Raw genomic sequence first — 20,682 nt, 5'->3', positions numbered from 1 at the left:
CCGGGCCGCGCCACGCTCAAGCGGCGCAGGATCGAAACCCGACAAAAAGATCGTCGCGCGCGGGCGGCGCAAAGCCACGGAACTTGGGATGCTTCATGCGCGCGCGGGTGGCAAACGAGGCACCGCGCAGCACCCGGGCCAGCCCGAACCACGGCAACGAGTACTGTTCCCAGGGATCGGCGCTGAAGCCGGGCCAGGGTTTGAACGTGCCGGCCGTCCACTCATGCACGTCGCCCCAGCGAAAGCCGCGCCCCACCGCCGTGTGGGCGGCAATCTCCCATTCCACCTCGGTTGGCAGCCGGCGCCCGGCCCAGCGGCACCAGGCATCGGCTTCCCACCAGCTCATGTGCATGGCCAGCTGGTTGCCGGCCATGCGTGCCGGTTTGCCAAAGCGGGTTTGCATGACGGCCCCGCTGGCCACGCCGATCTGGTCAACATAACGCGGGCCGCGCCGGCCCTCCGCTTGCGCCAGCGCCTGCAGCCAGTCCCAGCCCTGCGGCTGCCACAGCTCGGGCCGGTCATAGCCGCCGTCATCGACAAACTCCACAAGTTGCGCCCAGGTCACGGGCTGTGCATCGATTTCGAACTCGGGCACGGGCACTTCATGGGCCGGCTTTTCGTTGTCGAAGGCAAACCCGCCGGGCGCCGAGCCCAGCATCCAGCGGGTGGCGGGAACCAGCAGCGGTTCGCGCACGGGCAGCCCGCCCAGTGCGTCGATCGGCAGGGCGATGCCCAGCGTCTGCGCCATCGTGATCAGTTGCTCACCGCGCAGGTCTTCATGAAACAGCGCCAGGCGATAGAAGTACAGCGCCCGGTCTTCATCCGGCGCCTTCTCCAGCAACTCCAGCGTACCCTCCAGCGTGTCGAGCAGGTAGGCCCGGGTAGCGGCCAGGTCGGGCAGGTCCAGTGTCCAGCGCTCCGCAGGCACCGCCTGCTGCGGGTTCCACCAGCGGTCGGCCTGCGGCTCGATCGAGGCCAGGTGCGTGGGCTCGTGCGGGCAGTTACTGCCCAGTGCGCGCTGGGTATTGCGCCCGATCCAGAACTCGGCAAACCAGCCGATATGGCCCGCCAGCCACGCCAAAGGTTCGACCTCCGCAGACTGGGTCACTACAATTTTCGTAGCACCCAGTGCCTTCTCATAAAGGGCGAGCAGGTATAAAGTGTGATTGCGCGCATCCATCAGCGCAAGCGACAGCAGGTCGCGCCCGGCCCGGCGCATGTCGGGTGAGTCGATCGAGGCGGGGCTGGCCCGAGGATAGGCAAACGGCATCGCTCATTATTGACCCATGTGTGAACCCACCCAAGTCCCTCGCCCCCTGCCAAGGCAGGCGGTGTTGCGAGATGTAAAATCGCCGGCTAACCTTTCAACCTGTATTCATAAAGGATTTTGAAATGAGACAAAAAGCTTTCGCAAATTCGCTCCTCGCGCTGGCGCTCGCCGCCGGCTTTGGCGCCAGCGCCTACGCGGCCGACATCAAAATCGGTATGGCCGAGGCCCTGTCGGGCGGCGCCGCGCAATACGGCATTTCCATCCGCAACGGCTTCCAGCTCGCTGCCGATGAGATCAATGCCGCGGGTGGCGTGAATGGCGACAAGCTGCAATTGGTGATCGAAGACGAACAGGGCAAGAAAGAAGAAGCCATCAACGTCTTCAAGAAACTGATTTTCCAGGACAAGGTCCTGATGGTGTTCGGCCCCACGCTGTCGAACTCGGCCCAGGCGGCCGACCCGATCGCCCAGGCCGCCAAGACCGTGGCCTTTGGCACCTCGAACACGGCCGACGGCATCACCTCGATTGGTGACTACATCTTTCGCAATTCGGTGACCGAAGCCGACGTGCTGCCCGAGACCCTGCGGGTAGCCATCAAGCACGCCAACATCAAGAAGGTGGCGGTGATGTACGGCAACGATGACGTGTTCACCAAGAGCGGCTACGACAACTTCAAGAAGGCGCTCGAAGACCTGAAGATTCCGGTCACCACGACCGAGACCTTCGCCAAGGGCGACGTCGATTTCAAGGCCCAGTTGACCAAGATCAAGGCCGGTAACCCGGACGCCATCGTGCTGTCGGCACTCCTGGCCGAAGGCGCGCCCATCATGGTGCAGGCGCGTCAGATCGGCCTGAATGTGCCGTTCATCGGTGGCAACGGCATGAACTCGGTCAAGGTGTTCACTCTGGCCAAGGGCAGCTCGGACGGCCTGTACGTGGGCAGCCCCTGGTCGGCCAGCAACGACAGTGCGGAAAACACCAGCTTCATCAAGGCCTTCCAGGACAAGTTCAAGGCAGCGCCCGATCAGTTTGCGGCCCAGTCCTACGACGCCATGCACATCCTGGTGCAGGCGCTCAAGCAGGTCAAGCTCAGCGGCGACCTGGCCGCCGACCGCAGCGCGCTGCGCAATGCGCTGCCCAACGTCAAGTGGACCGGTGCCACCGGCGCCTTCCAGTTCCACCGTGCTGTTGACAAGGCTGGAAAGCCCGCCGGTTATGACGCGCAACAAAAGGCGATCGTCAGCGTGACGAAGGGCGACAAGTTTGTGATCGAGAAATAATTGCGATGATCCGTCAGACGGCGCGACCCTTCGCGCCGTCTTTTTTCTTGCCGGCGCACCAGTGCGCCTTGTCCGGGGCACCCCATCGTGCTGGAACAGCAACTTGTCAATGCCTTGTCACTCGGGAGCGTTTACGCCCTGTTTGCGCTGGGCTTCACGCTCATCTTCGGCGTGCTGGGCGTCATCAACCTGTCGCATGGTGCGGTCTATATGGTCGGCGCGTATGCGGCTGAACAGGCCGTGGCGCACCTCGCCTTGCCGCTGTGGGGGGCGCTGCTGTTCGCCTTCGGATTCAGTGGCTTTATGGGCCTGCTCATCGACGTCCTGGTGCTGCGCCCGCTGCGCGCACGCAATGCACCGCACCTGATTCCGATGATTGCCACCATTGGCGTGGGCATCATCCTGACCAACGGCATCCAGGGCATTTTTGGCGCAGAGAACCTGCGTTTCCCGCTGGGCCTGGTGCCGGACACCACCTTGAGCCTGGGCGGCTTGAGCCTGACGGCGCTCGAGCTCGGCATCATCCTGCTGTCCTTCGTGCTGATGGCCCTGCTGCTGCTGGCCCTCAAGAAGACCCAGCTCGGGCGCGCACTGCGTGCCATTGCCGAATCGCCCAAGGCGGCCTACCTGCTGGGCATCAACGTCGAGGGCTTGTTTTACCTCACCTCCTTTGTCGCGGCCGGGCTGGGCGGCGTAGCGGGCGTGTTGATCGGCCTGTCTTCCAATGCCCTGTACCCGCTGATGGGCAAGTCCATGCTGGAAAAAGGCATCGCCGTGATCATCCTGGGCGGCATGGGCGACATCCGCGGCGCGCTGATCGGCGGCCTGTTCCTGGGCTTTGCCGAGGTGCTGTCGGTAGCCTATATCGGCTCGAGCATGCGTGACGCCGTGGCCTTCGGCCTGCTCTTCCTGATTTTGCTGGTGCGGCCCAAGGGGCTGTTCGGCACCCTGCTCGAGCGCAAAGTCTAGTATGAAGCTCCCCCACGCTCTCTTCTTTCGCTGCCCCCTGAGGGGGCGCTCAATGCCCTTCGGGCGGCCGGGCGGGCATTGAAATGGACTGGTTCAACAACTTCTGGTCGATCTACAGCAACCTGGTGCTCTCGCTGGGCACGAATGCGCTGCTGGCCCTGTCCATCTACCTGACGCTCGCCTGCGGCATGCTGTCCATCGCCAATGCGGCCTTCATGGGCATCGGGGCCTATACCTCGGCGCTGCTGACGATGAACTACGGCGCGCCGTTCCCGGCCGTGCTGGCCGCCGGCATGGCAGCGCCCGCGCTGATGGCCTTCATCATTGGCAAACCCACGCTGCGGCTGTCGGGCGTGTACCTGGCCATGGCGACCTTGGCCTTTGGCGAGGTGGTGCGCATCGCGCTGCTCAACGCAGAATCCATTACGGGCGGCGCGCTCGGACTCAACGGCATCCCGCAACTGACCCAGTGGTGGCACGTGGCGCTGGCCCTGGTGCTCACGCTGGCCCTGCTCTGGCGGCTGCGCCGCTCGCGCGTGGGGCGCGCCTTCGAGTCGATCAAGGAAGACGAAACCGCGGCGGGGCTGATGGGCATCGACGTGGGCGCCTACAAGATGCTGGCGTTCGTATTGGGCGCAGCCATTGCGGGCCTGGCCGGCGCGCTCAACGCGCACCTGACCTTTTTTATCGGCCCGGGCGAATACGGCTTCGACCGCGCGGTGGACATCCTCACCATGGCCATCCTTGGCGGCATCAGCAACCTGACCGGCCCCGTGATCGGCGCCGTGATCCTCACGCTGCTGCCGGAGCTGCTGCGCGCGTTCAAGGACTTCCGGGGCGTCGTGAACGGCTTCATCCTGGTGCTGATCGTGCTGTTCCTGCCCAAGGGCATCTGGGACCCGGCGCGCTTCCGCCAGTGGTTCGGCAAACGCGGGGGGCGCATATGAGCACCTTGCTAAGGCTGGACACACTGTCGCGCCACTTCGGTGGCCTCAAGGTGCTGCAGGACGTGAACCTGGAGATCCCGCAGGGCGGCATCTTCGGCCTGATCGGCCCCAACGGCGCGGGCAAAACCACCGTCTTCAACCTGATCACCGGCCTGCTACCACCCACCAGCGGGCGCATCGAGTTCAACGGCCAGAATCTGGCGGGGCGCACCCCGCACGACATCACGCGCCTGGGCATTGCCCGCACCTTCCAGAACATTCGCCTGTTCAAGGACATGTCGCTGCTGGAGAACGTGATGGTCGGCTTCCATGCGCAACTCAAGTACGGCTCGCTCGGCCTGCTGGCCAGCTCCGGGCTATTCCGCAGCGAGGAGCGCCGGGCCCGGGCGCGCGCGCAGGAGCTGCTGTCGTGGGTCAAGCTGGACCACAAGGCGAGCGACAAGGCCGACAACCTCTCCTACGGCGAGCAGCGCAAGCTGGAGCTGGCGCGCGCGCTGGCCACGAATCCCAAACTGCTGCTGCTGGACGAGCCGGTGGCCGGCATGAACAGCAGCGAAAAAGTCGAGCTGATGGTGGAGATCCGCAACATCAGCGCGCGCGGCTACACAATTTTCATGATTGAACACGACATGCGCTTTGTGATGGGCCTGTGCCAGGACATCGCCGTGCTGAATTTTGGCCGCATCATCGCGCGCGGCACCCCCGACGCGATCCGCAACGACCCGCAGGTGATCGAGGCCTACCTGGGCCGCGAAGAGGACGAAGCCAGCCTGGACGCCACGGGAGCAACCGCATGAGCGCCGTGCAGGAAGTGGCCAGCGCGGCGGGGGCGACAACACGCGCACCTCTCTTGCAGGTCAGCGGCCTCAAGGTCGCCTACGGCAAGATCGAAGCGGTCAAGGGCATCGACCTGGAACTGCACGAGGGCCAGATCACCACGCTGGTGGGCGCGAACGGCGCCGGCAAATCAACCACCCTGCTGGCGCTCTCGGGTCTGGTCAAGAAGGCTGCTGGCCGCGTCACATTCGATGGCCGCGACCTCAGCAAAATGGCGCCGCACAAGATTGTTGCCAGCGGCGTGGTGCAGGTGGCCGAAGGGCGCGCCACTTTGAGCACCCTGACGGTGCGCGAAAACCTGGAACTCGGCGCCTACACGCGGCGCGACAAGGGCGGGCGGGCGCACGACCTCGACTACGTCTTCAACCTGTTCCCCGTGCTCAAGGAGCGCGCCGGCGGCCTGGCGGGCAACCTGTCGGGCGGCGAGCAGCAGATGCTGGCGATTGGCCGGGCCCTGATGGCCAAGCCGCGCGTGCTGCTGCTGGACGAGCCGTCCATGGGGCTGGCACCGATCATCGTGCAGGATATTTTCCGCACCCTGCGCGAGATCAACCAGGCTGGCCTGACCATCTTCCTGGTCGAGCAAAACGTACGCCAGGCGCTCAAAATCGCGAACCGCGCCTACGTGATCGAAACCGGCAGCATCGTGCTCGCCGGCACCGGCCGCGAGCTGCTGGTCAACCCCAGGGTGCAGGAAGCCTACCTGGGCAGCTGACGGTCACGCTACAGATTTAAGAGCGGGTCGCCCAGTCATCACAAGGGCTGAAAAGCGATTCGTTATGGATTTTTCGATACCGGCAGCGTCCAGTCCCTGCAGCGCCATGAGGCGGACCGGGTCGCCATGCTCGATGAATTTGTCGGGCAGGCCCAGTTGCAGCACGGGCTTGGTCACGCCGGCGGCATTCAGGGCCTCGGTCACGGCACTGCCCGCGCCGCCCATGATGGCGCCGTCTTCCAGCGTGACCAGCGCCTCGTGCCCGGCCGCGACCTGCAGCAGCAACCTGGTGTCGAGCGGCTTGGCCCAGCGCATATTGACCACCGTGGCATTGAGCTTCTCGGCCGCCTGCAGCGCCGGGTACAGCAGCGTGCCGAAGACCACGATGGCGATGCCCTTGCACGCATCCGCCGGATGGCCGGTGGCGACGCGGCGGATTTCACCTTTGCCGAACGGCAGCGCCCGCAGCCCCGCCTCGATCGCGACGCCGGCGCCGGCACCGCGCGGATAGCGCACCGCCACCGGGTGGTCCTGCTCGAACGCGCTGGTCAGCAACTGGCGGCATTCGTTCTCGTCGGCCGGGCAGGCCACACTCATGTTCGGAATGCAGCGCAGGAAAGCGATGTCGTAGGCGCCCGCGTGGGTTGCGCCGTCGGCGCCCACGATGCCGGCGCGGTCCAGCGCAAACACCACCGGCAGGTTCTGGATCGCCACGTCGTGGATCAGCTGGTCGTAGCCGCGCTGCAAAAAGGTCGAGTAAATCGCCAGCACGGGCTTGAGGCCCTCGGAGGCGAGGCCAGCGGCGAACGTCACCGAATGCTGCTCGGCAATGCCCACGTCGTAGTAGCGGCCGGGATAGCGCTTTTCGAACTCGACCAGGCCGGAGCCTTCGCGCATGGCGGGCGTGATGCCGACCAGCCGTGGGTCCTTCTCGGCCATGTCGCACAGCCACTGGCCGAACACCTGGGTGAAGGTTTGCCGCGCCGGCGTGCTGGGCTTTTGCAGCCCGATCGCCGGGTCGAACTTGCCGGGCCCGTGGTAGGCCACCGGGTCGGCTTCGGCCAGCTTGTAGCCCTGGCCTTTTTTAGTCACCACATGCAGGAACTGCGGCCCCTTCAGGTGCTTGATGTTTTCCAGCGTGGGAATCAGCGCGTCGAGGTCGTGCCCGTCGATCGGGCCGATGTAGTTGAAGCCGAACTGCTCGAACAGCGTGGCCGGCAGCACCATGCCCTTGGCGTGCTGTTCCAGCCGCTTGGCCAGCTCGAACAGCGGCGGCGCGGCGCGCAGCACCTGCTTGCCCACGTTTTTGGCGGCATCGTAGAAGTGCCCGCTCATCAGCTGCGCCAGATAGCGGTTCAGCGCGCCGACCGGCGGGCTGATGCTCATGTCGTTGTCGTTCAGGATCACCAGCAGGTTGCCTTCCGCCACGCCCGCGTTGTTGAGCGCCTCGAACGCCATACCGGCGCTCATGGCGCCGTCGCCGATGATCGCCACCGCATGGCGGTCCTCGCCCTTTTGTTTGGCGGCCAGCGCCATGCCCAGGGCCGCCGAGATCGAGGTGCTCGAATGCGCCGTGCCAAAGGTGTCGTACTCGCTCTCGGCGCGCTGCGGAAAGCCCGACAGGCCGCCGAGCTGGCGCAGCGAGCCCATGCGTTCGCGCCGCCCGGTCAGGATCTTGTGCGGATAGGTCTGATGGCCCACGTCCCACACCAGCCGGTCATAGGGCGTGTTGAACACGTAATGCAGCGCCACCGTGAGCTCGACCGTGCCGAGATTGGAGCTGAGGTGCCCGCCCGTTTTGGACACGCTGTCGAGCACATAGGCGCGCAGCTCGTCGGCCAGTGCCCGCAGTTGCGTGCGCGGCAGCCGGCGCAGGTCGGCCGGGTCGTTGATGGTTTCCAGCAGCGAAGTCATTGTTTATTTATCCCTGTTCACGACCATGTCGGCCAGCGCGCGCAGCGCGTGGGTCCGTGCCTGGCCATTGGTGTCGAGTCCGCTGGCATCCAACGCGGCGAGGGCCTGCGCCAAGAGCGCCTGGGCATAGGCGCGCGAGCGTTCCAGCCCGAGCAGCGACACATAGGTCGGCTTGTCCTGCGCCGCGTCCTTGCCGGCGGTCTTGCCCAGCGTGGCCGAGTCGGCCGTGACGTCCAGGATGTCATCCACCACCTGAAACGCCAGCCCGATCGCAGCACCATACTCGCCCAGCGCCGCTGTGGCAGCCACCGGGACGACACCGCAGGCGGCACCCATCAACACACTGCCCTGCAGCAGGGCGCCGGTTTTCAGGCGGTGCATCTCGCGCAGCTGCGCCTCGCTCAAAGCCAGGCCCACGCTGGCCAGGTCGATCGCCTGGCCGCCGGCCATGCCCTGGTACCCTGCCGAGCGGGCCAGCAGGCGGCACAGGGCAGCCTGCACCGCAGCGCTGACCGTGCCATCGTCCGGCGTGAGCAATTCAAACGCCAGCGCCTGCAGCGCATCGCCGGCCAGCAAGGCCTGGGCCTCGCCAAACCGGACGTGCACCGTCGGCTTGCCGCGGCGCAGCACGTCGTTGTCCATGCACGGCAGGTCATCGTGCACCAGCGAGTAGGCATGGATCAGCTCGGCGGCGCACGCGGCCCGCAGTGCCGCGCCGGTATGGCCGTTCACGGCTTCGCAGGCCGCCAGCACCAGCAGCGGGCGAAGCCGCTTGCCGCCGTCCAGCACCGCGTAGCGCATCGCGTCGCCCAGTCCGGCAGGTGCGTCCATCACAACCCAGCTGGAGAGCGCCTGCTCGACCCTCTCCAGATGCGTGCCGCTCCACGCGCGCAGATCGAAGCCTGGCGCGCTGCGGGCGACGACCTGCGGCCTCACTCTTGTGTCCATGGCTTGAGCACGCCGTCGTCGAGCACCTTGATCTGGCTTTCGACCGCCTCCAGCTTGTCGCGGCAAAACTTCAGCAGCTCGGCCCCGCGCTGGTAGCCGCTGAGCAACTGCTCCAGCGGCATCTTGCCCGACTCGAGCTGGCTCACCAGCTGTTCGAGCTCTTCCAGCGCCGCCTCGTAGCTGGCGGGTGGAGCGGATGTCTTGGTCTGGGCAGCGGCCTTGGGCATGGGGTTATTACGGGTCGAAAACCCCGATTTTAGGCGTTGGGGACAGGAACGCCCCGCCAGCGCCCCCTGCGGGGTACAATTAAAGACTCTTTTCTGGGGTCTTCGATTCCCTTCTCCGGCGCTGCCGGCCCACCCTTTCCGCGTTTCTCTCTTCGGATTGAGCGTCTACCCTTCTGCCCCTTCATAGGGGGAGTCTCTAGGTCAGGTCACCATGACTGATTTAAGTCTTCAACTGCAGCAGGCCGCAAGCCAACTACCAGTTTCAAGCTACTTTGACGAAGCGCTGTACCAGCGCGAGCAAAGCACTATTTTTCAGCCCGGGCCCCGCTATGTGGGGCATCAGTGCGCCGTGCCCCAGGTGGGGGATTACCACACGCTGCCCGCCGAGGGCGAGGGCCGCGCCCTGGTGCGCACGCCGCAGGGGGTGTCGCTGATCTCCAACGTCTGCCGGCATCGCCAGGCCCTGATCCTCAAGGGCCGCGGCTCGCTGCAGACCAGCCAGCCGGGCAGCTCGGGCGGCAACATCGTATGCCCGCTGCACCGCTGGACCTACAGTGGCGGCGGCCCCGACCAGGCCAGCCCGGCCGGCACCCTGCTGGGGGCGCCGCACTTTGCCCAGGACCCCTGCCTGAACCTGAACGACTACCCGCTGCAGGCGTGGAATGGCCTGCTGTTCGAGGCCAACGGCCGGGACGTGGCCGCGGATCTGGCCCACATGGGCCCGCTCGCCGCGCTCGATTTCTCGGGCCATGTGCTGGACCGCGTCGAACTGCACGAATGCAACTACAACTGGAAAACCTTCATCGAGGTCTACCTGGAGGACTACCACGTCGGCCCGTTCCACCCCGGTCTGGGCCAGTTTGTCAGCTGCGAAGACCTGCGCTGGGAATTCAAGGACGCCTACTCGGTGCAGACCGTGGGCGTGGCGAACCGGCTCGGCAAGGCGGGCAGCCCCGTGTACGAGCGCTGGCAGCAGGCATTGCTGAACTACCGCAATGGCCAGCCGCCGCGCTACGGCGCGATCTGGCTCTCGTACTACCCGCACATCATGGTGGAGTGGTACCCGCACGTGCTCACGGTATCCACCCTGTACCCGATGGGCCCGCAGAAAACCATGAACATGGTGGAGTTCTTCTACCCCGAGGAAATCGCCGCGTTCGAGCGCGAATTTGTCGAGGCGCAGCAGGCCGCCTATATGGAAACCTGCGTGGAAGACGACGAAATCGCGCTGCGCATGGACGCCGGCCGCAAGGCGTTGATGCAGCGCGGCGACAACGAGGCCGGCCCCTACCAGAGTCCGATGGAAGACGGCATGCAGCACTTCCACGAGTGGTACCGGCGCGTGATGCACCGCGCGCCCGGGCAAGCCTGACCTCACACGCGGCGAGTCCGATGCCATCGTTCCTGCAAGGCCGGCACAGCGGCATCGTGGCGCCGCTGGACCGCGCCAACGTCGATACCGACGCCATCTTCCCCAAGCAGTATGGCCGCTCCACTGCCAGAAGCGGCTACGGCGACGTGCTGTTCGACAGCTGGCGCTATCTCGACCCCGGCGATCTGGGCCAGGACCATTCCAAACGCCGGCGCAACCCGGATTTCGTTCTCAACCAGCCCGCGCTGCGCGGCGCCACGGTGCTGCTGGCGCGCGGCAACTTCGGCTGCGGCTCCAGTCGCGAACATGCGGTATGGGCCCTGCGGGACTATGGCTTCAAGGCCGTCATGGCACCCAGCTTCGGCGACATCTTCCGGCAAAACTGCCCGCTGGGCGGCGTTGCCGCCCTCACCCTGAATGCGGGCGACGTGGACGCCCTGTTTGCCATGGCGCAGCACCAGGTGCTGAACGTCAGCATCGACCTGATGGCCGGCCGCGTGCAGGCTGGCCCGCGGTCCTTCGGCTTCAACGTGAGCCAGCGCGAGCGCCATTTGCTGACGCAGGATGGCGACTGGATCGCCGCCACGCTGACGCAGCGCCCGGCCATCGCCGCCTTCGAAGCGGCACGCCTGACACGCCAGCCCTGGCTGGCCAAAACGCTGGAGAATTGATGCAGGCCCTGTGGATGATTCTTGCGTCGCTGTTTTTTGCCAGCATGGGGGTATGCGTCAAGTTCGCCTCCAGCACCTTCAACAGCGCCGAGCTGATTCTTTACCGCGGCCTGATCGGCATTGCCTTCATGTGGGCGCTGGCCCGCACGCGTGGCATCAGCCTGGCCACGCGCTTCCCCGGCATGCACGCCTGGCGCAGCCTGATCGGCGTGATGTCGCTGGGCGCGTGGTTTTACGCCCTGGCTCACCTGCCGCTGGCCACCGCCATGACACTCAACTACATGAGCAGCGTCTGGATCGCCGCCTTCCTGGTCGGCGGCTCACTGCTGCTGGGCCGGGTGCAGAAGCAGGGTCCGCTGGTGCTGACCGTGATGCTAGGCTTTGTCGGCGTGGTGCTGATGCTGCGCCCCACCTTCGACCACCACCAGGCCTTCGCCGGGCTGCTGGGGCTGCTCTCGGGCATGAGCGCGGCCTTCGCCTACATGCAGGTGATGGCGCTGTCGCGTCTGGGCGAGCCCGAGACGCGCGTGGTGTTCTACTTTTCCGTGGGCTCGGTCGTGGCGGGCGCGGCCGGCATGATGGCGGTCGGCATCTCGCCCTGGGTCTGGCCTTCCGCGCTGTGGCTGATCCCGGTCGGCGTGCTGGCCTCGCTGGGCCAGTTGTGCATGACCCGCGCGTATAGCCATGGCGCCACGCTGGTGGTGGCGAATTTGCAATACTCGGGCATTGTGTTTGCCGCGATCTACAGCGTGACCCTGTTTGGCGATGCCATCCCGCTCATGGGCTGGGTGGGCATGGGCCTGATCGTGGTCAGCGGCATTGCCGCCACCGTGCTGCGCGAGCACGCCGTCCCCCACGCCCCCGCCGAGGAACATTGACATGTACACCACCCTGATCTCTGTCGAACAACTGCAAGCCTTGAGCCAAAGCGGCCAGCCGCTGATGGTCTTTGACTGCAGTTTTGAGCTGATGCAACCCGCGGCCGGCGAGCAGCAATACCGCGAGGCGCACATTCCCGGCGCGGTCTACGCTCACCTGGACACGGCGCTGAGCGCCCATGGCCTGCCCGATGCGAGCGGCAAATTCCAGGTGCCACCCGATGCGGCCTCGGGCGGGCGCCACCCGCTGCCCTCGCGCGAAAAATTTGCCATCTGGCTGAGCAGCGTGGGCTTTGCCAACGACATGCAGGCCGTGGTGTACGACCGCCAGGGCGCGAACTATTGTGGGCGCCTGTGGTGGATGCTCAAGTGGGCCGGCCATGAGAGCGTGGCCGTGCTCGACGGCGGCCTGCAGGCCTGGATCGCGGCGGGCGGCGCCACGGCCAGCGGCGAGGAGCCCTCGCACTTTCAGTCAAACTTCATGCTGGCCCCCGCCAAAGCTTCGCTGGTAGCTACAAAAACCGTAGCAGACCAGCTGGGCCGACCGACCCAGACCCTCATCGATGCGCGCGGCGCGCCGCGCTTTCGCGGCGAGGTCGAACCGCTCGACCCGGTGGCCGGCCACATCCCCGGCGCGCTGAACCGGCCGTTCAACCAGAACATCGGGGCCGACGGCAAGTTCAAACCGGCGCCGCAGCTCAAGGCCGAATTCGAAGCCCTGCTGGCCGGCCGCAACCCGGCCAGCGTGGTGCACCACTGCGGCAGCGGCGTCAGCGCCGTACCGAACATCATTGCGATGGAAATCGCCGGCCTGGGCCGCGCGGCACTGTATGCGGGCAGCTGGAGCGAGTGGAGCAACACGCCGGGCCTGCCCTGCGCGCAGGGCTAGCGTCCGGCGGCTGCTCCCTGCCTTCCCGGTCGGGACACCGGCCTGCACACACCGGGAAGGGGTTCGCGCACCTTTCGCGCCGGCAATCACCCGCCATGCTCGCCGCTCCAGCCGGGCAGATGCGATGCAACCGGGCTGTGGGCCAGCTCCAGGGCCTTTTGCAAGGCCAGCTCAGGCTGGTTTCGCAGCAGTTTGAGGGCAATGCGGTGGCGAAAAAAATCAGCCCACAAAAACTCTGAGAACGGGGTTCTGTCTTTCGTGCTGGCGCCCATCCGGCGCGCCTGGCCCTCCAGGCTTCGATAGGGATCGTCCTTGAGCTGCATGATCTTTTTGGGAATGGCATCGAGATCGCAACGCTTGCCGCGTCCGTCATACGGATGCGCCCACTGGTTGTGCGCCATCACAACCCAGAATTCGTTGAGCGCCAGGGCGGAAAAATCGTTGAGCAGCATCAACCGGCCGGTCTGAATGCCCTCTTCGATCAACGCCATGCCGAGATGGTGGTGGTCAACGATGTAGAAGTTCCCCTTGGGCCCGCGCACGCCGGGAAACCAGTGTTCGGCCAGAAACGACTCGCGCTCGTTGTGCTCCATGTGCTGCCAGGCCGCTTTCTTGGTCTGCACCTCTTCATAACCTACAGTCATCTGGGTGGGGCGCAACGCCCGCAGTTCGACCCTGAGCAGTTGGGATTTGGCTGCATGCATGGTGGGCTCCTTGCAGGGTGTGAAGGCTTACGCCGGTTCGTCGGCAAAATCGCGGTCCGGGTTATTGGGGTTGCCCAGCTTCCAGTACCCGCGCGCCACCACGCTGCGGGCCTCCACGCCGCACTCCTTGACCCAGAAATCGCGAATGCGGCGCATGGCCGTCGATTCGCAGCCCACATAGATCCGGCCCGGGCCGGGCGGCAAGGCCGGCAGCGCGCGCAGCGCGGCCTCCAGCGCCCGGCCCGCCGCGGCCGGGTCGGCATGGCGCACCAGCCAATGCACGTCCACACCGGCGGGGCTGTGCAACTCGCGCGCCTCGGCGCTACCCGCCACTTCCACAAACACCAGCGCCCTGGCCCGCGCGGGCAGCTCCGCCAGGATCGTCTCGATCGCCGGCAGCGCAGTGTCGTCGCCGGCCAGCACAAACCAGTCGGCCTCCAAGTCGATCTTGTAGCCCGGCGCCGGGCCCATCAGCACCAGGCGGTCGCCCACCTGCGCGCGCGAGGCCCAGCGGCCGGCCGGCCCGTAGGCATGCAACACAAAGTCCACGTCCAGCAGCATCGCGGTCGCATCGAAACTGCGCGGCGTATAGGTGCGCATCAGGCCCGAGCGCGGGCCGTCGTCCTGCGGCATCGGCGCCTCGTGCTGGCCTTCGTCGGGAACCGTCAGCTTGAGGTGCCCCGCCGGACCGCGCCATTCAAAGCCCGCCAGATCGGGACCGCCAAACGTGATGCGCGCCATGTGGGGACTGAGCGGCTGGATGCGCTGGACCTCGATGCGGCGCGGCGTGGGACGCGGGCGCGGCGGCCGGGCGTCGGTCGAACGAGCAGGAGCAGGTTGTGGTGTATTCATGGCTTGATTATGGGCACATGCCGAAATTCATCGGCCAGCGCCAGCAGGTGCCGCACCTTCACCGCAGATTTACATTCCGGCCACCACAACCGCGTCATCTGATCGGGTCGGTGATGCGGGAGGGTGGTGCACCGGCCTGAAACCTGGCGGGCATGTCGAGTACCTCCTGTACTCCAGTTTCGATAGCTGACTGCTCATGTCCTGTATGGGATAGCAGCAGGTTTGATCCTGAATTCTGGCCGATGGCAGGTACTTGTCCCCGCTACCCATGCGCCATGTGGCTCGCCGCCGTGACCAGCGCAATGCCCAGCAGCAGCCAGGCAATCTGGGCGGCAGTGCGCCCGGCGCTCTGGCGTATTTGCAGCTGGGGAATCAGGTCGGCCAGCGCCACGTAAATGAAACTGCTGGCAGCCACCACCAGGAAGTACGGCAGGAAGTCATGCAGCTGCACGACCAGCCAGAAGCCGAGCAGCCCGCCGATGGCGGTGGCCGCGCCGGCGAGCGAGACCTTGATGAACGCCAGGCGACGGGTGCTGGTGCTCTGGCGCAGCACCATGAGGTCGCCCATGTGGTGCGGCACTTCATGCACCAGCACGGCCAGCGCGGTGAGCGCACCCAGGCGCAGGTCGGCCGAGAAAGCCGAGGCGATCAGCACGCCGTCGCCAAAGCAGTGCACGCTGTCGCCCGTGAGCACGGCCCAGCTGCCGGTGCGCGGTGGAAGGTGGTGGGGTGCGTGGTCATGGCCCGCGTGACCGCCGTCGTCGTGGTGATGTTCGTGCCCGTGGTGCCAGAGTTCGGCCTTGTCCAGCAAAAAGAAGAACACCAGGCCGGTGAGCAATGCCATGAACAGATGCTGGGGGCTGACCTGGCTCTCGAACGCCTCGGGCAGCAGATGCATATAGGCGGTGGCCAGGAGCGCGCCGGCGGCCAGGCTGAGCATGTGCTGGGTGTAGCGCGCCAGCGCGCGAAAGCTCAGCATGGCCGCGAGCCAGACGCTGCCGACACCGGCCATCAGCGTGCCGGCCAAGATTGCTATCAAAGTCATAGCTATATGCGCCCGACCATCAAGGGCCAGGCACCTGAAAGGTTAATGGAAAAGCCGCCGCACCGGGCGGCCGGCATCACGCCACGCCGTTCGCCTTGAACCAGGCCAGGCAGCGCGCCCAGCCATCTTCGGCCGCCTCTTTGCGGTAGCTGGCGCGGTAGTCGGCATGGAAGGCGTGCGATGCTTCGGGATAGACCACGAACTGCGAGGCCCTGGATGCGGCATTGCCCGCGGCCAAGGCTGTCTTCATCTTATCAAGCGTGTCAAGGGGGATGCCGGCGTCCTGCGCGCCATACAGGCCGAGCACCGGAGCGTGCAGGCTGGTGGCGATGTCGATTGGGTTGGTGGGCATGAGCCTGCTCGGCGTACCGACCAGGCGGCCGTACCAGGCCACGACGGCGCGCGCGTTGCCATGCGCGGCGTACAGCCAGGCCTCGCGTCCGCCCCAGAAAAAGCCGGTGACGCCGACGCGCGACGTGTCGCCGCCGTGGGCGCCGGCCCACTTGACGGCACCATCGAGGTCGGCCATGACCTGTGCATCGGGCACTTTGGCGACAACTTCCGACATCAGCCTGGCCATTTCGCCGTAGGACTCCGGGTCGTCGCTCTGGCGCGCAAACAGTTCGGGCGCGATGGCCAGGTAACCGGCCCTGGCAAGGCGGCGCGCCACGTCGGCGATGTACTCGTGCACGCCAAAAATCTCATGGATCACCAGCACCACAGGCAAATTCGTCTGGTTCGCGGGCGCAGCCCGGTAGGCCGGCACCTTGAAGCCGTTGACCTTGTACGTGATCTCGCCCACGCTCAAGCCCTCGGAGGAGGTTTTGATGGCCATCTGTGCATTCAAAGGCAGCGCCAGGGCCGAATAACCCACGCCCAGCGCGGCCTTCAGGGTAGTGCGGCGGCTGGCGCCGGCCTCGGTGGAGCGGCCGGGTCGCAGCGAGTCAAAGTCGGTTTCCAGGTCTCTGTGCAACATGATGATTCCGCGTGGCCGTGATCAAGACAGACGCCAGTTTAAGCAATATTCCCTTAAGAATCCCTTCAGGTACCGGCCCTATACTATTTCGATCCCATCCCGTTCAGATTGAAGTACGCACGTGGCAGCACCAGCAAAATCAGCAAGAAAATCGCCCTCGAAGAAGTCACCCTCCCCCAAGAATCCGGGCGTCAAGGAGGAGCTCTGCACCCTGGTGCTGCAAGGCGGTGGTGCACTGGGCGCCTACCAGGCCGGGGTTTACGAGGCGATGGACGCGCATGGCCTGCGCCCCGACTGGGTAGCGGGGGTGTCGATCGGGGCCATCAACGCCGCCATCATCGCCGGCAATCCGCCCGAGCGGCGTGTGGCACGGCTGCGCGAGTTCTGGGAGGGCGTGTCGTCGCAGCTCAAGTTTGTCGACTTGCCCAAAAGCTTTGGCACCGAGGCACGGGAAATGTTGAACGAGTCGCGCGCCGCCATGGTGGCCGCCCTGGGCGTACCGGGATTTTTTACGCCGCGGGTGCCGCCCGCGCCGTTTCAAACGCCGGGCACACACGCAGCCCTGAGCTACTACGATACAACGCCGCTGCAACACACGCTGGAGCAGCTGATCGACTTCGACCTGATCAACACCACGGACCTGCGCCACAAGGTGCGCCTGTCGGTGGGTGCCGTCAACGTGACCACCGGCAACTTCCGCTACTTCGACTCGACCAACCCGGATCGGCACGGCCCGATCGGGCCGCGCCACATCATGGCCAGCGGCGCGCTGCCGCCTGGTTTCCCGCCGATCGAGGTGGACGGCGAGTTTTACTGGGACGGCGGCCTGGTGTCGAACACGCCGCTGCAATACGTGATCGACCAGCCGCGCGCGCACGACATGCTGGTGCTGCAGGTGGACCTGTTCAGCACGCGCGGGCGGTTGCCGCGCAATTTGAGCGAGGTGGCCGAGCGCGAAAAGGACATCCGCTTTGCCAGCCGTACGCGGCTCAACACCGACCTGGTGGCGGAGCAGCAGAAGATCGGTGCCGCTGCGCGCCGCCTGGCCGCCAAATTGCCGCCCAAAATGGCCGGTGACCCGGACCTGGCCGAACTGCTGGCCACGGGTTCACCCGACGCCGTCACCATCCTGCACCTGATCCACCGCAGCAAGCACTACGAGACGCAGTCCAAGGACTATGAATTTTCACGCCAGACCATGTTGGAGCATTGGGCCGCAGGCCAGGCCGACGTCGAGTGCAGCCTGGCCAGCCAGCGCTGGGCCGCCCGCCGCAGGGCGCCCGCAGGTATCACGGTGCTGGACCTGACGCCGCCGACGAAAATCCACAACCATCACAAGGAAGCCCGATGAAAATCGACGATGTGCGCAAGAACGCCTTTTCGATGCCGCTGACCAGCCCGAGCTACCCGCCGGGCCCGTACCGCTTCATCAACCGCGAGTACCTGATCATCACCTACCGCACCGACCCCGAGGCGCTGCGTGCCGTGGTGCCAGAGCCGCTCACCATCGACGAGCCGCTGGTCAAGTTCGAATTCATCCGCATGCCGGACTCCACCGGCTTTGGCGACTACACCGAGTCGGGCCAGGTGATCCCGGTGAAGCTGAACGGCGCGGCGGGCGGCTACTCGCACTCGATGTACCTGAACGACGACGCGCCGATTGCCGGCGGCCGCGAGATCTGGGGGTTTCCGAAAAAGCTCGCCTCGCCCTCGCTGGCGGCGGACAAGGACGTGCTGGTCGGCACGCTGGACTACGGCGCGATCCGCGTGGCCACGGCCACCATGGGCTACAAGCACCACACGCTCGCCACCGCGCCGGTGCTTGCGGGCATGCTCGCCCCGAACTACCTGCTCAAGATCATTCCGCATGTGGATGGCACGGCGCGCATTTGCGAGCTGGTGCAGTACGAACTGCAGGACGTGACGGTCAAGGGCGCCTGGTCGGGGCCGGCCGCGCTCGAGCTGTTCCAGCACGCGCTGGCGCCCGTCGCCGCCCTGCCGGTGCTCGAGGTGGTGTCGGGCGTGCACATCCTGGCCGACCTGACCCTGGGCCTGGGCCGCGTGGTGCACGATTATCTGGCCGACTGATTTTTATAGAGGAAGAAAACCATGAAGATGCAAGACAAGATCGCGATCGTGACCGGCTCCGCCGCCGGCATCGGCAAGGAAATCGCCACCACCTACGCGCGCGAGGGCGCCAAAGTGGTGATCGCCGACATGAACAAGGACGCAGCCGAAGCCACGGCGCAAGAGCTGCGCGGCACCGGCGCCCAGGCGATGAGCGTGGCCATGGATGTGACCAGCGAGGATCAGGTCAATGCCGGCGTGGCCGAGGTCGTCAAGGCCTGGGGCGGCGTCGATGTGCTGGTCAGCAATGCCGGCATCCAGATCGTGCATCCGCTGGAAGAATTCACGCTGGCGGAGTGGAAAAAAATGCTCGCCATCCACCTGGACGGCGCGTTCCTGACCACCAAGGCCTGCCTGCCGCACATGTACGCGAGCGGGCGCGGCGGCAGCGTGATCTTCATGGGCTCGGTGCACTCCAAGGAAGCCTCCATGCTGAAGGCGCCCTATGTGACCGCCAAGCACGGCCTGATCGGGCTGGCCAAGGTGATCGCCAAGGAAGGCGCCAAGCATGGCGTGCGCGCCAACGTGATCTGCCCGGGCTTTGTGCGCACCGCACTGGTGGAAAAACAGATTCCCGAGCAGGCCAAAACGCTGGGCATCAGCGAGGCTGAAGTGATCAAGAACGTGATGCTGAAAGAAACGGTGGACGGCGAGTTCACCACGGTGCAGGACGTGGCCGAGGTGGCGCTGCTGTTTGCCTCCTTCCCGAGCAACGCGCTCACCGGCCAGTCGCTGGTGGTGAGCCACGGCTGGTTCATGCAGTAAATGGGGTCACAGGCGCCGAGCGCCGCACGCACGCCGGTCCTGTGGTTTTTTGCCGTTCTGGCCGGCGCACTCGCGGCCGGCGCCGTGATCGGCTTTCGCGGATTGATTGCGGGCATGGAGTGGCTAACCACAGGTCATGTCGGCAGCTTGGTGGAGGCAGCCCGGTCGCTGGCGCCGTGGCACCGCGCACTGGTCGGCGCCGTGGGCGGCTTGCTGGCCGGACTGACGCTGCATTGGGGTCGGCGCTGGGCCGCGCGCGGCCCGGACGGTGCGGTGAACCTGGACTACATCGAGGCCGCGCGCGCCGGCCGGGTGGACCTGAACAACCGGACCACACTGGTGCGCAGCGCGTCTGCCCTGCTCTCGGTGAGCACCGGGGCGTCAATTGGCCGCGAAGGGCCGATGGTGCAATTGGGCGCCTGGCTGGCCGCCAAGCTGGCCCACGTCGCGCCGCTCTCGGCCGATCAACGCAGTGTGTTGCTGGCCTGCGGCATTGCCGCCGGCATCGGCTCGGCCTACCACGCACCGGTGGCGGGCGTGGTGTTCGTGCTGGAGCTCGCGCTGGGTTTTCTGGCCGCGCAGACGGTGGCGCCGGTCCTGATTTCCTCGGCCACGGCGGCGGTGCTGATGTTTGGCCTGGTCGATCCGGCACCGCTGTATGCGATGCCCACCGCGCGCCTGGTGCCGAGCAGCCTGGGCATGGCACTGCTCGCCGGCCTGGTGTGCGGCGGCATCGGCTGGGCCATGCTGGCGCTGGTGGAACGTGGCCGCGCCGCTTTTGGCCGCATCCCGTCGCTGCCGCTACGCCTGGGGGCTGGCGGCGTGCTGGTGGGCCTGCTGTCGGCGTTCGTGCCGGAAGTCTGGGGCAACGGCTACAGCACCATTTCGCATTTGCTGCAGGGGCAGTCGCCCTGGACCTGGGTGCTCCTGATCCTGGTTACCAAGTTCGTGGCGACGCTGCTCAGCACGGGCTCGGGGGCGGTGGGCGGCATGTTCACCCCCACCCTGTTTGTCGGCGCCACCAGCGGCTACCTGATCGCGCTGGTGATGTCATTCTGGCTACCCCTGGCCTGGGTCGGCGACCCGCGCACGCTGGCCGTGATCGGCATGGCGGCGATGCTCACCGCCGTCACCCACGCCCCGCTGATGGCGATCGTGATGGTGCTGGAGATGACCAACCAGTTCCAGCTCACCGTGCCGGTCATGCTGGCCTGCGGCGTGGCCCACGCCGTCAGCACGCAATTCGGCGCCAAGCCGATGTACGGCAACCCGATCGAGGCGCACAACTGAGCGCCG

21 protein-coding genes are annotated in these 20,682 nt (G+C 66.1%); 13 read left to right on the top strand and 8 right to left on the bottom strand.

Going from position 1 to position 20,682, the window contains the following annotated elements; all coding sequences use genetic code 11:
- Positions 1 to 16: 16 nt before the first annotated feature.
- Complete coding sequence (gene senA, locus EUB48_RS06585) at positions 17 to 1,270, bottom strand: selenoneine synthase SenA (RefSeq protein ID WP_244618349.1); 1,254 nt, start codon at positions 1,268 to 1,270, stop codon at positions 17 to 19.
- Between the two features lie 122 nt (positions 1,271 to 1,392).
- Between senA and EUB48_RS06580 the strand changes: the two genes are divergently transcribed.
- The 5 genes from EUB48_RS06580 (at position 1,393) to EUB48_RS06560 (ending at position 6,018) form a co-directional block, all read left to right on the top strand.
- Positions 1,393 to 2,550 carry an ABC transporter substrate-binding protein gene (locus EUB48_RS06580; protein ID WP_142818143.1) on the top strand — a complete coding sequence of 386 codons (1,158 nt, stop codon included), beginning with the start codon at positions 1,393 to 1,395 and terminating at the stop codon, positions 2,548 to 2,550.
- 87 nt (positions 2,551 to 2,637) lie between these two features.
- Positions 2,638 to 3,519 (top strand): branched-chain amino acid ABC transporter permease, encoded by an 882-nt coding sequence (locus EUB48_RS06575; protein WP_142818142.1) that lies wholly within the window; start codon positions 2,638 to 2,640, stop codon positions 3,517 to 3,519.
- Between the two features lie 83 nt (positions 3,520 to 3,602).
- A complete protein-coding gene (locus EUB48_RS06570; RefSeq protein ID WP_142818141.1) occupies positions 3,603 to 4,466 on the top strand; it encodes a branched-chain amino acid ABC transporter permease in 864 nt (287 codons plus the stop codon).
- Positions 4,463 to 5,263, top strand: a complete 801-nt coding sequence (locus EUB48_RS06565; protein WP_420821437.1) for an ABC transporter ATP-binding protein — start codon at positions 4,463 to 4,465, stop codon at positions 5,261 to 5,263. Before EUB48_RS06570 ends, EUB48_RS06565 begins: the two co-directional genes overlap by 4 nt.
- Positions 5,260 to 6,018: an ABC transporter ATP-binding protein gene (locus EUB48_RS06560; RefSeq protein WP_142818140.1), complete on the top strand. Its 759-nt coding sequence runs from the start codon at positions 5,260 to 5,262 to the stop codon at positions 6,016 to 6,018. Before EUB48_RS06565 ends, EUB48_RS06560 begins: the two co-directional genes overlap by 4 nt.
- Positions 6,019 to 6,021: 3 nt before the next feature.
- On the opposite strand, the gene dxs is transcribed toward EUB48_RS06560, so the two are convergent.
- The 3 genes from dxs to EUB48_RS06545 are packed head-to-tail and all read right to left on the bottom strand — an operon-like array spanning position 6,022 to position 9,107.
- A complete protein-coding gene (gene dxs / locus EUB48_RS06555) occupies positions 6,022 to 7,932 on the bottom strand; it encodes a 1-deoxy-D-xylulose-5-phosphate synthase (RefSeq protein ID WP_142818139.1) in 1,911 nt (636 codons plus the stop codon).
- Positions 7,933 to 7,935: 3 nt separating this feature from the next.
- Positions 7,936 to 8,880: a polyprenyl synthetase family protein gene (locus tag EUB48_RS06550; protein ID WP_142818138.1), complete on the bottom strand. Its 945-nt coding sequence runs from the start codon at positions 8,878 to 8,880 to the stop codon at positions 7,936 to 7,938.
- Positions 8,865 to 9,107, bottom strand: a complete 243-nt coding sequence (locus EUB48_RS06545; RefSeq protein ID WP_142818137.1) for an exodeoxyribonuclease VII small subunit — start codon at positions 9,105 to 9,107, stop codon at positions 8,865 to 8,867. The genes EUB48_RS06550 and EUB48_RS06545 overlap by 16 nt, the downstream gene beginning before the upstream one ends.
- Before the next feature lie 211 nt (positions 9,108 to 9,318).
- Between EUB48_RS06545 and EUB48_RS06540 the strand changes: the two genes are divergently transcribed.
- Genes EUB48_RS06540 through EUB48_RS06525 form a run of 4 tightly spaced genes read left to right on the top strand, consistent with a single transcriptional unit; the run spans position 9,319 to position 12,917 of the window.
- Positions 9,319 to 10,479: an aromatic ring-hydroxylating oxygenase subunit alpha gene (locus EUB48_RS06540; protein ID WP_142818136.1), complete on the top strand. Its 1,161-nt coding sequence runs from the start codon at positions 9,319 to 9,321 to the stop codon at positions 10,477 to 10,479.
- Between the two features lie 20 nt (positions 10,480 to 10,499).
- Positions 10,500 to 11,150 carry a 3-isopropylmalate dehydratase small subunit gene (leuD, locus tag EUB48_RS06535; protein ID WP_142818135.1) on the top strand — a complete coding sequence of 217 codons (651 nt, stop codon included), beginning with the start codon at positions 10,500 to 10,502 and terminating at the stop codon, positions 11,148 to 11,150.
- Positions 11,150 to 12,028: a DMT family transporter gene (locus EUB48_RS06530; protein ID WP_142818134.1), complete on the top strand. Its 879-nt coding sequence runs from the start codon at positions 11,150 to 11,152 to the stop codon at positions 12,026 to 12,028. The genes leuD and EUB48_RS06530 overlap by 1 nt, the downstream gene beginning before the upstream one ends.
- A gap of 1 nt (position 12,029) precedes the next feature.
- Positions 12,030 to 12,917, top strand: coding sequence for a sulfurtransferase (locus EUB48_RS06525; protein ID WP_142818133.1), 888 nt, complete (start codon positions 12,030 to 12,032; stop codon positions 12,915 to 12,917).
- Positions 12,918 to 13,003: 86 nt separating this feature from the next.
- On the opposite strand, the gene EUB48_RS06520 is transcribed toward EUB48_RS06525, so the two are convergent.
- From EUB48_RS06520 to EUB48_RS06505, 4 genes are all read right to left on the bottom strand, one after another.
- A complete protein-coding gene (locus tag EUB48_RS06520) occupies positions 13,004 to 13,621 on the bottom strand; it encodes a ParB-like protein (protein ID WP_142818132.1) in 618 nt (205 codons plus the stop codon).
- A gap of 27 nt (positions 13,622 to 13,648) precedes the next feature.
- A complete protein-coding gene (locus EUB48_RS06515; RefSeq protein WP_142818131.1) occupies positions 13,649 to 14,473 on the bottom strand; it encodes a siderophore-interacting protein in 825 nt (274 codons plus the stop codon).
- A 262-nt stretch (positions 14,474 to 14,735) separates the two neighbouring features.
- Positions 14,736 to 15,518 carry a ZIP family metal transporter gene (locus EUB48_RS06510; RefSeq protein ID WP_142818130.1) on the bottom strand — a complete coding sequence of 261 codons (783 nt, stop codon included), beginning with the start codon at positions 15,516 to 15,518 and terminating at the stop codon, positions 14,736 to 14,738.
- A gap of 76 nt (positions 15,519 to 15,594) precedes the next feature.
- Positions 15,595 to 16,494, bottom strand: a complete 900-nt coding sequence (locus EUB48_RS06505; RefSeq protein ID WP_142818129.1) for a dienelactone hydrolase family protein — start codon at positions 16,492 to 16,494, stop codon at positions 15,595 to 15,597.
- A 121-nt stretch (positions 16,495 to 16,615) separates the two neighbouring features.
- On the opposite strand from EUB48_RS06505, the gene EUB48_RS06500 reads away from it, so the two are divergent.
- Genes EUB48_RS06500 through EUB48_RS06485 form a run of 4 tightly spaced genes read left to right on the top strand, consistent with a single transcriptional unit; the run spans position 16,616 to position 20,676 of the window.
- Positions 16,616 to 17,845 (top strand): patatin-like phospholipase family protein, encoded by a 1,230-nt coding sequence (locus EUB48_RS06500; RefSeq protein ID WP_244618348.1) that lies wholly within the window; start codon positions 16,616 to 16,618, stop codon positions 17,843 to 17,845.
- Complete coding sequence (locus tag EUB48_RS06495; protein WP_142818128.1) at positions 17,842 to 18,582, top strand: acetoacetate decarboxylase; 741 nt, start codon at positions 17,842 to 17,844, stop codon at positions 18,580 to 18,582. The genes EUB48_RS06500 and EUB48_RS06495 overlap by 4 nt, the downstream gene beginning before the upstream one ends.
- A gap of 21 nt (positions 18,583 to 18,603) precedes the next feature.
- Positions 18,604 to 19,386: a 3-hydroxybutyrate dehydrogenase gene (locus EUB48_RS06490; RefSeq protein ID WP_142818127.1), complete on the top strand. Its 783-nt coding sequence runs from the start codon at positions 18,604 to 18,606 to the stop codon at positions 19,384 to 19,386.
- Positions 19,387 to 20,676 (top strand): chloride channel protein, encoded by a 1,290-nt coding sequence (locus tag EUB48_RS06485; protein ID WP_142818126.1) that lies wholly within the window; start codon positions 19,387 to 19,389, stop codon positions 20,674 to 20,676.
- Positions 20,677 to 20,682 lie beyond the last annotated feature (6 nt).

Source organism: Rhodoferax sediminis (genome assembly GCF_006970865.1).
Lineage (GTDB): Bacteria > Pseudomonadota > Gammaproteobacteria > Burkholderiales > Burkholderiaceae_C > Rhodoferax_A > Rhodoferax_A sediminis.
Note: the sequence above shows the minus strand (reverse complement) of the source record. Positions and strands in the feature narration are given on the sequence as shown.

What these genes read in the sequence shown, in the direction of transcription:
- EUB48_RS06515 (WP_142818131.1), bottom strand. Translation starts at nt 14,473, where the DNA reads ATGAATACACCACAACCTGCTCCTGCTCGTTCGACCGACGCCCGGCCG.
- EUB48_RS06490 (WP_142818127.1), top strand. Translation starts at nt 18,604, where the DNA reads ATGAAGATGCAAGACAAGATCGCGATCGTGACCGGCTCCGCCGCCGGC.
- EUB48_RS06545 (WP_142818137.1), bottom strand. Translation starts at nt 9,107, where the DNA reads ATGCCCAAGGCCGCTGCCCAGACCAAGACATCCGCTCCACCCGCCAGC.
- EUB48_RS06565 (WP_420821437.1), top strand. Translation starts at nt 4,463, where the DNA reads ATGAGCACCTTGCTAAGGCTGGACACACTGTCGCGCCACTTCGGTGGC.
- EUB48_RS06570 (WP_142818141.1), top strand. Translation starts at nt 3,603, where the DNA reads ATGGACTGGTTCAACAACTTCTGGTCGATCTACAGCAACCTGGTGCTC.
- EUB48_RS06560 (WP_142818140.1), top strand. Translation starts at nt 5,260, where the DNA reads ATGAGCGCCGTGCAGGAAGTGGCCAGCGCGGCGGGGGCGACAACACGC.
- senA (WP_244618349.1), bottom strand. Translation starts at nt 1,270, where the DNA reads ATGCCGTTTGCCTATCCTCGGGCCAGCCCCGCCTCGATCGACTCACCC.
- EUB48_RS06485 (WP_142818126.1), top strand. Translation starts at nt 19,387, where the DNA reads ATGGGGTCACAGGCGCCGAGCGCCGCACGCACGCCGGTCCTGTGGTTT.
- EUB48_RS06580 (WP_142818143.1), top strand. Translation starts at nt 1,393, where the DNA reads ATGAGACAAAAAGCTTTCGCAAATTCGCTCCTCGCGCTGGCGCTCGCC.
- EUB48_RS06495 (WP_142818128.1), top strand. Translation starts at nt 17,842, where the DNA reads ATGAAAATCGACGATGTGCGCAAGAACGCCTTTTCGATGCCGCTGACC.
- EUB48_RS06540 (WP_142818136.1), top strand. Translation starts at nt 9,319, where the DNA reads ATGACTGATTTAAGTCTTCAACTGCAGCAGGCCGCAAGCCAACTACCA.
- EUB48_RS06510 (WP_142818130.1), bottom strand. Translation starts at nt 15,518, where the DNA reads ATGACTTTGATAGCAATCTTGGCCGGCACGCTGATGGCCGGTGTCGGC.
- leuD (WP_142818135.1), top strand. Translation starts at nt 10,500, where the DNA reads ATGCCATCGTTCCTGCAAGGCCGGCACAGCGGCATCGTGGCGCCGCTG.
- dxs (WP_142818139.1), bottom strand. Translation starts at nt 7,932, where the DNA reads ATGACTTCGCTGCTGGAAACCATCAACGACCCGGCCGACCTGCGCCGG.
- EUB48_RS06525 (WP_142818133.1), top strand. Translation starts at nt 12,030, where the DNA reads ATGTACACCACCCTGATCTCTGTCGAACAACTGCAAGCCTTGAGCCAA.
- EUB48_RS06520 (WP_142818132.1), bottom strand. Translation starts at nt 13,621, where the DNA reads ATGCATGCAGCCAAATCCCAACTGCTCAGGGTCGAACTGCGGGCGTTG.
- EUB48_RS06530 (WP_142818134.1), top strand. Translation starts at nt 11,150, where the DNA reads ATGCAGGCCCTGTGGATGATTCTTGCGTCGCTGTTTTTTGCCAGCATG.
- EUB48_RS06505 (WP_142818129.1), bottom strand. Translation starts at nt 16,494, where the DNA reads ATGTTGCACAGAGACCTGGAAACCGACTTTGACTCGCTGCGACCCGGC.
- EUB48_RS06550 (WP_142818138.1), bottom strand. Translation starts at nt 8,880, where the DNA reads ATGGACACAAGAGTGAGGCCGCAGGTCGTCGCCCGCAGCGCGCCAGGC.